The sequence below is a fragment of the Corallococcus caeni genome (assembly GCF_036245865.1).
GTDB lineage: Bacteria > Myxococcota > Myxococcia > Myxococcales > Myxococcaceae > Corallococcus > Corallococcus caeni.
The window spans coordinates 345,228-357,599 of the sequence record NZ_BTTW01000002.1 but is presented as its reverse complement, the minus strand read 5'-3'; the positions used below and the strand labels follow the sequence as shown (position 1 = coordinate 357,599).

The 12,372-nt window shown below is 69.9% G+C and carries 13 protein-coding genes; 4 read left to right on the top strand and 9 right to left on the bottom strand.

The features are described 5' to 3' along the window. Window positions 1-102 precede the first annotated feature (102 nt). Window positions 103-936: an SDR family NAD(P)-dependent oxidoreductase gene (locus AABA78_RS09540; RefSeq protein WP_338262670.1), complete on the top strand. Its 834-nt coding sequence runs from the start codon at window positions 103-105 to the stop codon at window positions 934-936. Window positions 937-946: 10 nt separating this feature from the next. Here the strand turns inward: AABA78_RS09540 and AABA78_RS09535 are convergent, their stop codons facing one another. Further along, entirely contained in the window at window positions 947-1,321 is a 375-nt protein-coding gene (locus tag AABA78_RS09535; RefSeq protein ID WP_338262669.1) for a hypothetical protein, read from the bottom strand. A 234-nt stretch (window positions 1,322-1,555) separates the two neighbouring features. Between AABA78_RS09535 and AABA78_RS09530 the strand changes: the two genes are divergently transcribed. Then, window positions 1,556-2,053 carry a cupin domain-containing protein gene (locus AABA78_RS09530; protein WP_338262667.1) on the top strand — a complete coding sequence of 166 codons (498 nt, stop codon included), beginning with the start codon at window positions 1,556-1,558 and terminating at the stop codon, window positions 2,051-2,053. Between the two features lie 3 nt (window positions 2,054-2,056). On the opposite strand, the gene AABA78_RS09525 is transcribed toward AABA78_RS09530, so the two are convergent. The 6 genes from AABA78_RS09525 to lspA (AABA78_RS09500) are packed head-to-tail and all read right to left on the bottom strand — an operon-like array spanning window position 2,057 to window position 6,691. Continuing rightward, window positions 2,057-2,377 carry a hypothetical protein gene (locus AABA78_RS09525; RefSeq protein WP_338262666.1) on the bottom strand — a complete coding sequence of 107 codons (321 nt, stop codon included), beginning with the start codon at window positions 2,375-2,377 and terminating at the stop codon, window positions 2,057-2,059. A gap of 27 nt (window positions 2,378-2,404) precedes the next feature. Then, window positions 2,405-2,920 (bottom strand): KdsC family phosphatase, encoded by a 516-nt coding sequence (locus AABA78_RS09520; RefSeq protein ID WP_338262665.1) that lies wholly within the window; start codon window positions 2,918-2,920, stop codon window positions 2,405-2,407. Between the two features lie 13 nt (window positions 2,921-2,933). Next, window positions 2,934-4,052: an MXAN_5187 C-terminal domain-containing protein gene (locus tag AABA78_RS09515; protein WP_338262664.1), complete on the bottom strand. Its 1,119-nt coding sequence runs from the start codon at window positions 4,050-4,052 to the stop codon at window positions 2,934-2,936. Window positions 4,053-4,091: 39 nt separating this feature from the next. After that, window positions 4,092-5,393, bottom strand: a complete 1,302-nt coding sequence (locus AABA78_RS09510; protein WP_338262663.1) for a prolipoprotein diacylglyceryl transferase — start codon at window positions 5,391-5,393, stop codon at window positions 4,092-4,094. An 18-nt stretch (window positions 5,394-5,411) separates the two neighbouring features. After that, window positions 5,412-6,026 (bottom strand): signal peptidase II, encoded by a 615-nt coding sequence (gene lspA, locus AABA78_RS09505; RefSeq protein ID WP_338262662.1) that lies wholly within the window; start codon window positions 6,024-6,026, stop codon window positions 5,412-5,414. Window positions 6,027-6,058: 32 nt separating this feature from the next. Further along, a complete protein-coding gene (gene lspA, locus AABA78_RS09500) occupies window positions 6,059-6,691 on the bottom strand; it encodes a signal peptidase II (RefSeq protein WP_338262661.1) in 633 nt (210 codons plus the stop codon). Between the two features lie 120 nt (window positions 6,692-6,811). On the opposite strand from lspA (AABA78_RS09500), the gene AABA78_RS09495 reads away from it, so the two are divergent. Then, window positions 6,812-7,186 carry a hypothetical protein gene (locus AABA78_RS09495; RefSeq protein ID WP_171414467.1) on the top strand — a complete coding sequence of 125 codons (375 nt, stop codon included), beginning with the start codon at window positions 6,812-6,814 and terminating at the stop codon, window positions 7,184-7,186. Between the two features lie 60 nt (window positions 7,187-7,246). Here AABA78_RS09495 and AABA78_RS09490 read toward each other — a convergent pair whose 3' ends face one another. Further along, complete coding sequence (locus tag AABA78_RS09490) at window positions 7,247-8,473, bottom strand: endonuclease/exonuclease/phosphatase family protein (protein ID WP_338262660.1); 1,227 nt, start codon at window positions 8,471-8,473, stop codon at window positions 7,247-7,249. 244 nt (window positions 8,474-8,717) lie between these two features. Here AABA78_RS09490 and AABA78_RS09485 point away from each other — a divergent pair, with 244 nt between their 5' ends. Further along, on the top strand, window positions 8,718-9,449 hold the full coding sequence (locus tag AABA78_RS09485) for a Mut7-C RNAse domain-containing protein (protein WP_338262659.1): 732 nt from the start codon (window positions 8,718-8,720) through the stop codon (window positions 9,447-9,449). A 1-nt stretch (window position 9,450) separates the two neighbouring features. Here AABA78_RS09485 and ileS read toward each other — a convergent pair whose 3' ends face one another. Then, entirely contained in the window at window positions 9,451-12,345 is a 2,895-nt protein-coding gene (gene ileS, locus AABA78_RS09480) for an isoleucine--tRNA ligase (protein WP_338262658.1), read from the bottom strand. Between the last annotated feature and the right edge of the window lie 27 nt (window positions 12,346-12,372).

The window sequence follows — 12,372 nt, the reverse complement described above, 5'->3', positions numbered from 1 at the left end:
GATTCGAGGGAAAGCGAGCACCGGCGCATGGCCAGCGTTTCGCCGGGCGTGCTAGCCCTGTCGCGTCACGCTCTTCCCCCACCCCCCAGGAGTCCCGAAACCATGAGCCTTCCCTCTCGTCCTCGCGCGGTGGTGACGGGCGCCGGCAGTGGCCTTGGCCGTGCGCTGTGTGAAGCCCTGGCGGCCCGTCAGGCACGGGTGATGGTGTCGGACCTGAACGTGGCCAGCGCGGAGGAGACCGCCCGCCGCGTCACCGCGCTGGGTGGCGAGGCGCGCGTGCACCCGTGCGACGTGACGGACGCGGACGCGGTGGAGGCGCTGGCGCGCGCCACGGACGAAGCGTTCGGCGGCGTGGACCTGGTGGTGAACAACGCGGGCGTCGCCACGGGCGGCGCGGTGGGCACGCTGCCGTTGTCGGAGTGGAAGCGCGTGCTGGACGTGAACCTGTGGGGCGTCATCCACGGCTGTCACGCGTTCGTACCGCGTCTGAAGAAGCAGGGCTCCGGACACGTGCTCAACATCGCGTCCGCCGCGGGGCTCGTGTACGCGCCGAACCTGGCGGCGTACAACACGTCCAAGGCGGCCGTCGTCGCGCTGTCGGAGACGCTCTACGCGGAGCTGCGACCGCTGGGGCTGGGCGTCACGGTGGCGTGCCCCACGTTCTTCCGCACCAACATCGCCTCGGCGGCCGCGCCCTACTCCGACCCGGAGACGCGCCGCATGAGCGTGAAGCTGGTGGACCAGTCGAAGATTGGACCGGAGTGGGTCGCCGAGCGGCTGCTCAAGGCGGTGGACCGGAACGCGCCGCACGTGCTGCCCATGGCGGACGCGCGCTGGTTCTGGCGGCTGCGGCGGCTGGCGCCCGGCATCTTCCTCCGGGGCGTCATCGCGGTGGAGAAGCGCATGCGCGAGCGCACCGCGCGCCTCCCCGGCTAGACGTGACGCTTCAGTTGCTGCGCTGCCGCGCGGGCCCCTTGCCGGAGGTCAGCACGGAGGTGTCCACGGAGGCCATGGAGTTGCGCTGCTTGACGACCCGCGCCTTCTGGTTCTGCTTGTCCTCGTGCTTCAGGATGGCGGCGATGTGGGCGTCGGCCACCTTGCACTGGATGGCGCTCACCTCCTGGTGACGCCGCCCCAGCTCGTTCCACATGGCCAGCCGGCCCTGGCTGCCCATGAGCCGGTCCTCGACCGCGTCCAGGGCCTGGTCCATCTGCTTGCCCTCGGCCTCCAGGGCCGCGATCCGTGCTTCGGAGTCCTCCGGGGACTGTCCGCATCCCGTGGACACGGCGAGCCCCACCGCCACTGCCAGTCCGAGCCACATCCGCCGCATCCCCACGTCGCCTCCCTCGTGTCTCGGGCCGCACACCGGCCGTCAGGCAGCGCAAGGTAGGAACGGGCCTGGGGAGCGACAACCCGGACTCACGATGGGGTGGCAGGCGTTTCCAGGAGCGAACGTTTGGGCATCTTTCCCGTCCCGCCGGTTTGACGGTGGGGCAGAAGGGCCCCGCATCCGCGCGTTGCACACGCCCCGGGCCTGTCCCAGGTTGGGAGGGTCATGCCCACGCGGCTCACGTTCAAGGATGACGGCCAGGTGCCCAACAGCCGCTTCCCGGTGCTGGTGTACCGCGCGGCGGTTTCACGCGAGGGAGACGTGGCCGCCGCGTTCGAGCAGCGCTTCGAGGCGAACGGCTGGCCGCCGCAGTGGCGCTCCAGCGTCTACGACTTCCACCACTACCACTCCACCGCGCACGAGGTGCTGGGCGTGGCGAAGGGCTCGGCGAAGCTGATGCTCGGCGGGGAAGCGGGACAGGTCGTCAGCGTGCAGACGGGTGACGTGGTGGTGCTGCCCGCGGGCACCGGGCACAAGCGCGTGGAGTCGAGTGGCGACTTCCTCGTCGTGGGTGCCTACCCCGAAGGCCACGGTCAGTGGGACCTGCAGCGTCCGGACGCCGCCACGCATGATGATTCCGTGAAGCGCATCGCGCAGGTGCCGGTGCCTCCAAGCGACCCCGTCAGCGGGAGGGACGGCGCGCTGGTACGCGACTGGAAGTAGCCATCACGGCTCCGTGGGCGCGGGTGCCGCCACCGTCCCGCCGTCCGTGGGAAGCGGATCCCGGTATGTGAAGCGGAAGGTATAGGGCACGTCCACCGGCGGCGTGTTGCGGCGGAGGAATGCGTAGTCGGTCGACTGGATGCTGCGGAGGGCTTCGGTGACCTGCGCGTCGCTGACGGTGCCTTCGCGCTTCTTGAGCCGACAGCCCTCCGCCCGGCCGGTCTTGGTGAGGACACACTGAAAGAAGGCCTCGCCCTTCACGGGACGCGTGCTCGCGCACCCCGCGAGGCTCAGGAGCCCCACGAACCACAACCCCTTCTTCATGCGGTGCTTCCCCCTCGTCTCTTCACGTCACGGCGCGGAGCGCGTCCGGTGCTTCAGGATGAACTCGCACACCTCGCGCGCGGCGCCGAAGCCCGCGGCGCGCTGGGCCACGTAGTGCACCTGCGCGCGCACCTCGTCCGGGGCCTCGGGCACGGTGGCGGAGAAGCCCACCGCGTTGAGCAGCGGCAGGTCCACCACTTCGTCACCCATGTAGCCGCAGTGCTCCGCGGACACGTTGAGGATGCCGAGCAGCTTCTCGAAGTGCGCCACCTTGTCCTGACTGCCGAAGTGCACGTGGCGCAAGCCCAGGGACTGCATGCGCATCTGCGCGGAGAGGCTGTCGCCGCCGGAGATGGCGGCCACCTCGATGCCCGCCTCCTGGAGGCGCTTGATGCCCATGCCGTCGCGCACGCTGTACATCTGCGTCCAGCCGGAGTTGGGCACCCAGAAGATGCGGCCGTCGGTGAGCGTGCCGTCGATGTCGAAGATCATCACCGACAGGCGCGCCACCCGCGCCTTGAGCGACTCCAGGTCCTGGTTCATGCCGTGCCTTCCGCTACTTGGGCACGGCCTTGAGCGAGGCCTTGCCGTCCTTGATGACGACCTTGAACTCCACGGCCTTCGCGTTGTGCTGCTTGAGCAACTCCGGCACCTGCTTGCGCAGCGTGGCGGCCACGGACTCGTAGGACAGCTTGGACGTGTCCTCCTGGCAGCGGCGCTTCGCGGTGACGTACGCGTCGTACACCGCGCGCAGCTTGTCGTCGGACATGCCGCCACCGGGGCCCGCCGTCGCGGGACGGGGCGCCGCCGCTGCCGGAGCCGCCGGACGCGCGGGCTGCTGGGCAGCAACCGGAGCCGGGGCCCTGGCCGCCATGCCCGGAGGCACCGCCGGACGTCCCGCCGCCGGAGTCCCACCCGGCGCCACCGCCGGCGTCACCGAGGGCAGCTTCGACGTCCCCACCGCCGGGGTCCCCTTCTGCGGCGTGCCGCCCACGGGCGCGATGGACGGCAGCCCGCTCACGGGGGCCACCGCCGGGATGCTCTTCGCCGGAGGCACCAGCCCCGCGGGCGTGCCCCGAGGTGCCCCGGCGGGCGGCGCCGCAGCGGGCGCCACCGCGGGGGGGCCCCGGAAGGGCGTACCGCCCGCGCCCTGCTCCGCCAGGTACTCCGCGGCGAGCTTCGGCTCGTTGATGGGGCGGCGGCCGGTGAGCTCCTCGACCTCCTCGAAGTCCATGTCGGAGACTTCTTCCGTGAGGTCCACCACGCCCTTCTGGCGCTCGCCGACGACACCGGGCTGCTTCACCCCGGCGCGGCGGCGGGCCTTGGCCAGGTCACGGCGGTAGGTGCCGGCTTCAATCTCCTGGAGCGTGCGCACCCACAGCCGCTCGTAGGTGAGGAACTTGTTGTGGAGGCTCTGCACGCGGAACTTCACCGACGTGCTGCGGATGAAGGCCCCCTTGATCTTCAGCATCCGCTTCTTCAGGTCCTCATGCGCGCGGATGGGCGCCTGGCGCTCCATGCCCATGAAGTACTGCTCGTAGCTGTGGCGCAGCTCCGCGATGGCCGCTTCCAGCTCCTCACATTCGTGAAGGGCGGCTTCGCTGGAGGAACTGGCGTCCTGCGCGGGCCGGCCCCCACCTTTGGCGGCGGGCCGTGCGTTGTCGGGCGGCGGCATGTCCCGGGAGTGTCCTCAACCCGGGCGCGGCTCGCAACCTCAGGCCGCGGACGGTGTGGGCCCCAGGCCAGCGGCCTCACCCGCCGGTCGGTGGCGCGCCATCAGCAGTGCACCGAAGGTGAACATGCACAGGGAGATGAACTGGCTGGTGGACACGTTGTACCAGGCCTCCAGGGGCACCGCCCCGGCCAGCCCCTGGGCCCCCAGCGACTCCAGCAGGCCGTGCAGGGTGCCCCGCTCCACGTCGCCCCGGAACAGCTCCACCGTGGTGCGCAGGACGGCGTAGGCCATCAGCCACAGGGCGAAGATGTGCCCGTGGAAGCGGCGGAAGCGGCGCGCGTACAGGAGCGCCACGAAGAGCACCAGCTGCCCCACGGACTCGAAGAGCTGCGTGGGGTACACCGGCAGCGTGGTGCCGTGCCGGGCCACCCAGTCGGAGATGCGCACCGCGCCCGGCGCCGCCTGGTGGAGCACCTGGCCGGTGGCCTCCACCACGAAGCGGTCATCCCCGGCCTGCGAGCCATACGCCAGGCTGGACGCTCCCCCCAGCCGGCCGAACAGGTCCTGGGCCAGTCCGGAGCCCGGGAAGCTGACGCCCGTGCGGGAGTGGCTCCCCGCCATGTCGCCCCAGCAGCACCCGGCGGAGAAGCACCCCAGGCGCCCCAGGCACTGCCCCAGCGACACCGTGGGGATGCACACGTCCGCGAGCCGCAGGAAGTCCAGGCCGTGCCTGCGCGCGAAGAGGAACGCGGCCAGCCCCGCGCCAATCAGGCCGCCGTAGAACACCAGCCCGCCGCCCAGGGAGAAGGCCTGCGTCCAGTCGCGCGCGTAGTCCTGCCAGTTCACCAGCACGAACAGCACGCGGCTGCCCACGAGCCCGCCCACCAGCACCCAGAACGCCAGGTCCATCACCTGCTCGCGCTTCTGGGGCCCCTCCGTGTCCACCCACCCCCGGCCCTCCACGAAGCTCACGCGGCGCCACTCGTCCTGCGCCAGCCGGCCTGCCACCGACACGGCGGTGACGAAGCCCAGGGCCAGGAGCACGCCGTAGGTGTGCAGCGGGATGCCCTCGCCCCTGCCGCCGGGGAAGGCGTCCGCGGGCAGCGCGTACATCAGGCCGAAGTACGCGAGGAAGCCGCCCACCACCGCGAACCCCGCCGCGCGCAGCAGCTTGTCCTGGAGCGGCGCGGGCCCCTCCTTGCCCGTCTTGTCATCCACCGGCCCCAGCGTGCCCTTCCAGCCGTTGACGGCGACGGAGGCCACCACCCCCACCGCGGCGGCGTACAGCAAGAGCTGCATCCACAGCGTGGTGAAGGACAGGCGCAGCAGGACGGGGAGCATGGGGGGACCTCCAGGCTTTCAGGAGGCCTTCGCGGGGGCGGAGGCCTGGGGCTTCTCCTTGCGCACGAAGGCATCCACCACGAGCATGCCCACGCCGATGCAGATGGCCATGTCCGCGACGTTGAACGACGGCCACGCGGCCTTGTCGTACCAATGGGCCTCCAGGAAATCGATGACGAAGGCCCGCGCCACGCGGTCGATGTAGTTGCCCAGCGCGCCGCCCAGCACCAGCGGCAGGCCCCACAGCGCCCACACCTCCGCGGGGTCCGTGCCGGACAGCTTCCGGAAGTAGAAGACGATGAGCAGCACCGCGCCCAGGCTCACCAGGTGGAAGAGCGGGCCGCGCACGTTCGGGGGCAGGTCGCGGAACATGCCCCACGCGGCGCCCGGGTTCTCCGCGTAGCGCAGGCGGAAGAAGTTCTCCGCCACCTCCACGTGCGTCTTCGGCTGGAAGTGCAGACCCCTGCGGCCGGGTTCCTCGGCGGGCGAATAGAACGCGCCCAGCCGCTCCGACAGGGTGGTGGTCCCGTCGAAGCGGGTGGTGAGGTCCCGCACGACCAGGTACTTCGTCCACTGGTCCAGGACGATGACGCCCAGCGTGAGGGCGAGGAGGATGGCGTATTTGCGCGGCACGGAGTGGGCTTATACCAGCCCACCCCCGCGCGTCACGGCTGCGGGCTGCTGCCCTGGGGGAGCGGCGTGGCCACGGCCTCCGGCCTGCGCACGCGGAAGGAGTCCAGCAGCATCAGCCCCACGCCCACGCAGATGGCCGCGTCCGCCACGTTGAACGTGGGCCAGCGCATGCCCGGCTGGTTGCGCCAGTGCCAGTCGATGAAGTCGATGACGTAGCCCCGGATGAGCCGGTCCACGAAGTTGCCCAGCGCGCCGCCGGTGATGAGCGCCAGCGCCACGCGCACCAGCTTCTGCGACGGCTCCGTCTTGCGGTACAGCACCAGGATGAACGCCAGCGCCACCAGGCTCACCACGTGGAAGAACGCCTTGCGAGCGGCGTCCGGCAGGCTGGAGAACATGCCCCACGCCGCGCCCGGGTTCTCCACGTAGCGGAAGTGCCAGTAGTCCTCGATGAAGCGGTACGGCCGGGTGTTCTTGCGGAACACGCCCTCCACCGGAGGGTCGTTGTCCAGGTTCTGCTCGCTCAGGAAGCCGGAGACGCGCGAGAGGCCGCTGCGTCCGTCCAGCGCTTCCGTCAGCCGGGACACGGCCAGGTACTTGGTCAGCTGATCCGCCGCCAGCACGGCGAGGACCACCACGAGGAGGAGGCGGAGGGAGGCTTTCATGCGGTGCCCGAACCTCTATCGCGCCCCCGGGAGCCCTGACAACCCGGACCCGGGCCGGGGCCCGCCAGCCCGCCTGTCCTCTGTCTCCCGGAGGCCGCGTGTTTCGGGCATGGTGCGCCCATGGCGCCTGTTGAGCCCGACGTGAAGCCCTCTGCTCCCGACATTGCCCCACCCGGAACCACCACGACCCCGGCGGCGAAGCCGTCGCTGATGGCGCGCTTCAAGGCGCTGCTGGTGGACTACGGCCCGCTGGCCATCGCGGTGAACTACCTCATCTTCGGCCTGGTCATCGTGGGCTTCTGGGCGGCCATCCGGGCCGGCTTCCAGCCCCAGGGAACGGGGGCGCAGGCGGGCGCGTGGGGCGCGGCGTACCTTGCGTCGCAGGCGGTGAAGCCGCTGCGGCTGGCGGCGGTGTTCGTGCTGACGCCGCTCATCGCGCGCATCCCGCCGGTGGGCCGCTTCATCGCGAAGAACAAGCACAAGTGGAGCTTCTGAAACGGCACGGGCCGGGCACCGGAGCTTCCCGATGACCGGCCCGCGTTGCCTGCGTGCCCGCTAGAAGTTGGGCGTGACGTAGGTCTTCACGACGCCCATGTGCTGCATCATGGAGGCGCCGCTGTCGCTGTTCAGCGCAGGGGAGATCTCCGAGATGGGCGTGTAGACGCGGCTGTCGAGCACGAGCCCGTTGGCGAAGGTGCTGTTCCCGACGACGGTGGACACCTGGTACTTGCGCAGGTCGGCGTCCACGAGGACGTGGTCATACGGCTTGCTGCGGCCGGCATTGGTGCCGCCGTTGCCGTTCTTGTCCGCGGGGTACGGGCCCGCGGTGTCCACCACCTGCTTGAACGTGGTGAGACACGCCTCGGAGCGGCTGTCGGTGTTGAAGTCGCCGCCGATGGCCAGGTAGTCGCTCTCGGGGACGTTGGCCTTGATGAACTTCACCAGGTTGGTGGCCTCCGTGTTGCGGACGCCAGAGCCACTGGTGAGCAGGTGCACGCTGACGACCCAGAGGTCGCGAGGGCCCGGGATGTTGATGCGCGCCCAGGCGAAGTCACGGTTGGAGACCTGGGTGTCCGTCCACTCGCCGGACTCGATGATGGGGAAGCGGCTGATGACGCCGTTGGGGATCTGCGCGCCGCCTTCGCGGTAGTAGGAGAAGCCCGTGCCGAAGGCGGTGTCGACCATGGCGCGGATGTCCGCAGCGGAGTTCGACTTGTAGTTGAACTCCTGGATCATCACGACGTCGGGATCCACGCCCTGCATGAGCCGGATGCCATGGCCCGGGTCGTAGCTCTGGCCGTTGCCGCTGGTGAGATTGGCCGCCATCAGGCGGATCTGCGTGACGCCACCATCGGAGTCCGGGCCGTCAATCGTGCCCGCGTCCGTCGTGGAGCCGCCGTCGGTGGAAGAGCCCGCGTCCGTCGCGGAACCCGCGTCGGTCGAAGTGCCCGCGTCGACGGTCGAACCCGCATCCACGGACGTGCCCGCGTCGACCGCGGTGCCGGCATCATCGGATCCAGCATCCACGTCGGATCCAGCATCCACGTCGGAGCCGGCATCCACGTCGGAGCCGGCATCCACGTCGGATCCAGCATCCACGGCGGTGCCCGAGTCCACGGTGTCGCCCGCGTCCACGGAGGAACCCGCGTCGGTGCGGGTGCCAGCATCGGCCGAGGTCCCCGAGTCAGGAGGAGCGATGGGCTCGTCACCCGGGCCGCAAGCGAGCGCCAGGAAACCCAGCGCCACGAATGGGCGGAGGAACGGGGGGAACTTCATGGCCATACAGGGACCTGGATCCTTGCTTCCGAGGGGGTCGAGGGGGTGTTCCACCGGCTTCGGCGCGCCGACTGACGCGTGATTATAGAAGTTTGCAGGAAGGCTGTCCCCTGACAGCCCGTGAGGATTGCCATCTCCGCCCTTCAAGAATCCGAGAGTTCCGCCGCCCTCACGGCCGGGGAAGCCTGGGATTCAGAGGAAGGCAGCGCGGAGCACGGGCGACAACGCAGCAGGACGTGAGGAGTCCACGATGTCGGCACGGCAGCTCACGGTGCGGTTCCATGGCGCACTGAACGACTTCGTCGCACCGGAGCGCCGGGAGCGAACGTTCACCCACGTGCTGCAAGGCAGCCCTTCGGTGAAGGACCTCATCGAGTCACTGGGGCCGCCGCATCCGGAAGTGGACGGGGTGTTGGTGGATGGCGAGCCGGTGGGCTTCGGGCACCGGGCGGAGGCGGACACGCACGTGGAGGCGTCTCCGGCATCCGTCCCGGTGCCGCTCCCGGAGCTGCCGCGCTTCATCCTGGACGTGGGCTTGGGGCGTCTGTCGGGCTTCCTGCGGATGCTCGGCTTCGACACGCTCTGGCGCAACGACTCCGCGGACGACCTGCTGGCGCGCGTGTCCCACGAAGAATCGCGAGTGCTGCTCACGCGCGACCTGGGCCTGCTGAAGCGTTCGGAGGTGGTGCAGGGCTATTACCCAAGAGCCACCGACCCCGCGCACCAGCTGGTGGAGGTGGTGCGAAGGTACGGCCTGACGTCGCGCATGCGGCCCTTCTCCCGCTGCCTCGCCTGCAACGCGCCGCTGTCCACCGCGACGCCGGACGAAGTGCAGGGCCGCATCCCGGAAGGTGTGGCCCAGCGTCACCGCCACTTCCAACAGTGCCCCGGCTGCCAGCGCGTCTTCTGGCCCGGCACGCACCACGAACGCATGCAGAACCTGGTGGACACGCTGCGCAGGCTGGAAGCCACCCAGCCCTGACTCAGCTCAATGCCTCGCGGCACTTGAGACAGACATCGTCTCCCTGCCCCACTGCTTCGGAATACACCCAGCAGCGCGGGCACTTGGTGCCCTTCGCCGGCAGCACCTCCACGGACAGGGCCGCGCCGTCACCGAAGGTCTGTGAAACATCCAAGGCCTTCGCTGAATCAGCCGGAACCTCCGCCAGCTCCACCTGGCTCACGATGAACAGCCCGGGCAGCTCCGCGAGGTGTGCCTCCAGCACCTCCCGCACCGCGCCTGTGGCGCTCAGCACCACGCGGGCCTCCAGCGACGCGCCGATGCGCTTGTCACGCCGCGCCACCTCCAGCACACCCTGCACCGCGCTGCGCACCGCGAAGAGCTTCGTGTAGCGAGCCTCCAGCTCCGGAGGCATCGCGGCCTTCACCTCCGCGAAGCCCGCCAGGAACACGCTCTTCGCGCGCTCGCCCGGCAGGTGCTGCCACGCCTCCTCCGCCGTGAAGCTCATCACCGGCGCCAGCAGCGGCAGCAGCACCGTGAGCATTTCGTGCAGCACCGTCTGCGCACCGCGCCGCGCGGGCCCGTCCTGCTTCGCCGTGTAGAGCCGGTCCTTCAGGATGTCGAAGTACACGGCCGACAGGTCATTGGCGCAGAAGTCCACCACCGTCGCGTAGACGAGGTGGAACTCATAATCCTCGTAGGCCTGACGCACGCGCGCGGCCACCTGCGCCAGCCGGCCACGCGCCCACTGGTCCAGGGGCAACAGTGCGTCCGCGGCCACCGCGTCCTTCGCCGGGTCGAAGTCGTGCAGGTTGCCCAGTGCGTACCGCAGCGTGTTGCGGATCTTCCGGTAGCCCTCCGACAGGCCCTTGAGGATGGCGTCCGACAGGCGCACGTCGTTGCGGTAGTCGCTCGCCGCCACCCACAGCCGCAGCACCTCCGCGCCGTACTGCTGGATGACCTTGTCCGGCGCCACCGTGTTGCCCCGGCTCTTGGACATCTTCTCGCCCTGGCCATCCACCACGAAGCCATGCGTCAGGCAGGCCTTGTAGGGCGCCACGTCGCGCGTGCCCACCGACACCAGCAGCGAGGAATGGAACCAGCCCCGGTGCTGATCACTCCCCTCCAGGAACAGGTCCGCCGGCACGCGCTGCCGCTTCTCCAGCACCGCGGACGCCATGCACGCCGAGTCGAACCACACATCCAGGATGTCTGTCTCGCGGTGGAAGTCGCCCTTGCCGCAGCGCGGGCATTGGAAGTCCTCCCCGAGGAACTCCTTCACCGGCGTGCGGTACCACACGCCCGCGCCCTCCTTCTCCACCGCCGCCGCCACGCGTTCCATCACCTCCGGAGACACCACCGCGTCGTCGCACCCGTCGCAGTACGCGATGGGAATGGGCACGCCCCAGCTGCGCTGCCGGCTGATGCACCAGTCCGGACGGCCTTCCAACATGCCGCGGATCCGCGACTGTCCCCACGACGGCACCCACTGGACCTTGTCCACCTGCTCCAGCACCACCTGCCGGAACGTCTGCGTGCCGTGGAACGGCGCATCCATGGGGATGAACCACTGGTAGGTCGCCGCCTGGATGACCGGCTGGTGGCAACGCCAGCAGTGCGGATAGCTGTGCGTGACGGTGTCTGACTTGTCATTGAGCAGCGCGCCCCGCTGCACCAGCAGGTCCAGCACCGCCGGGTTCGCGTCGAACACGCGCCGGCCCGCGAGCACCTCGCCCACGGTGTCGTCATAGCGCCCGTCCGCGCGCACCGGGTTGTAGATGTCCAGGCCGTACTTCAGGCCGACCTCGTAGTCCTCCTGGCCATGCCCCGGCGCCGTGTGCACCAGCCCCGTGCCGGCATCCAGCGTGACGTGCTCGCCCAACACCACGCGCCCCTGCCGTTCATAGAGCGGGTGCTGATACGTCACGTGCTCCAGGTCCTCGCCCGTCGCGTACGCGAGGATGCGGGACGGATCCACCAGCGCCGGAGACGACACCTCGCTCGTGGGGAGCTGCACGTGCTTCACGGCGAGCTCGTCCGACTTCACCTCCGCCAGCACCTTCGCCAGCAGGTCCTTCGCGACGCAGAGGACGCGGTCCTCCAGCCGGTAGAAGACGTATTCGAACGTGGGGTTGACGGCGATGGCCAGGTTGGCCGGCAGCGTCCACGGCGTCGTGGTCCAGATGACGAAGGACACGCGCTGCCCCTTCAGCTGCGGCAGCTTGTCCAGCAGCGCCGGCCCCGCGTCGAAGGCCACGTACACGGACGGCGACGTGTGCTCCGCGTACTCCACCTCCGCCTCCGCGAGCGCGGTCTGGTCCTGGAGGCACCACGCCACGGGCTTCTTGCGCCGGTACAGCATGCCCCGGCGCGCGAACGCGGCCAGCTCGCGCACCTCCTGCGCCTCGTAGCTGAAGTCGAGCGTCCGGTAGGGCGCGTCCCACGTCCCGAAGACGCCCAGCCGCTGGAACTCCGCGCGCTGGATGTCCACGAACTCCAGCGCGTACTCGCGGCAGCGCTCCAACAGCGCGTCACGCGACAGCGTGCGCTTGTCCAGCTTCTGTTCCTTGAGGCGCTTCTCCACGGCCTGCTCGATGGGCAGACCGTGGGTGTCCCAGCCGGGGATGAAGTCACACGGGCGCCCGGAGAGGTTCCGGAACTTCACCACGATGTCCTTCAGCACCTTGTTGAGCGCATGCCCGGCATGCAGGTGGCCGTTGGCGTACGGCGGCCCGTCCGCCAGCACGAAGGGCTCACGGCCCGCGTTCTTCGCGAGCAACTGTTTCCACACGTCCTGCTCCCGCCACCAGGCGAGCAGGCGCGGTTCGAGCTGGCCCAGGTTCCCCTTCATGGGGAACTCCGTGCGCGGCAGGTGGACGGTGGCGTCGAGGTCCTTGCGGGAGGGGGCGTCGCTCATGGCTTGAGCGCCCGTAACACCCTCCCG

What these genes read in the sequence shown, in the direction of transcription:
- AABA78_RS09540 (WP_338262670.1), top strand. Translation starts at nt 103, where the DNA reads ATGAGCCTTCCCTCTCGTCCTCGCGCGGTGGTGACGGGCGCCGGCAGT.
- AABA78_RS09535 (WP_338262669.1), bottom strand. Translation starts at nt 1,321, where the DNA reads ATGTGGCTCGGACTGGCAGTGGCGGTGGGGCTCGCCGTGTCCACGGGA.
- AABA78_RS09530 (WP_338262667.1), top strand. Translation starts at nt 1,556, where the DNA reads ATGCCCACGCGGCTCACGTTCAAGGATGACGGCCAGGTGCCCAACAGC.
- AABA78_RS09525 (WP_338262666.1), bottom strand. Translation starts at nt 2,377, where the DNA reads ATGAAGAAGGGGTTGTGGTTCGTGGGGCTCCTGAGCCTCGCGGGGTGC.
- AABA78_RS09520 (WP_338262665.1), bottom strand. Translation starts at nt 2,920, where the DNA reads ATGAACCAGGACCTGGAGTCGCTCAAGGCGCGGGTGGCGCGCCTGTCG.
- AABA78_RS09515 (WP_338262664.1), bottom strand. Translation starts at nt 4,052, where the DNA reads ATGCCGCCGCCCGACAACGCACGGCCCGCCGCCAAAGGTGGGGGCCGG.
- AABA78_RS09510 (WP_338262663.1), bottom strand. Translation starts at nt 5,393, where the DNA reads ATGCTCCCCGTCCTGCTGCGCCTGTCCTTCACCACGCTGTGGATGCAG.
- lspA (WP_338262661.1), bottom strand. Translation starts at nt 6,691, where the DNA reads ATGAAAGCCTCCCTCCGCCTCCTCCTCGTGGTGGTCCTCGCCGTGCTG.
- AABA78_RS09495 (WP_171414467.1), top strand. Translation starts at nt 6,812, where the DNA reads ATGGCGCCTGTTGAGCCCGACGTGAAGCCCTCTGCTCCCGACATTGCC.
- AABA78_RS09490 (WP_338262660.1), bottom strand. Translation starts at nt 8,473, where the DNA reads ATGGCCATGAAGTTCCCCCCGTTCCTCCGCCCATTCGTGGCGCTGGGT.
- AABA78_RS09485 (WP_338262659.1), top strand. Translation starts at nt 8,718, where the DNA reads ATGTCGGCACGGCAGCTCACGGTGCGGTTCCATGGCGCACTGAACGAC.
- ileS (WP_338262658.1), bottom strand. Translation starts at nt 12,345, where the DNA reads ATGAGCGACGCCCCCTCCCGCAAGGACCTCGACGCCACCGTCCACCTG.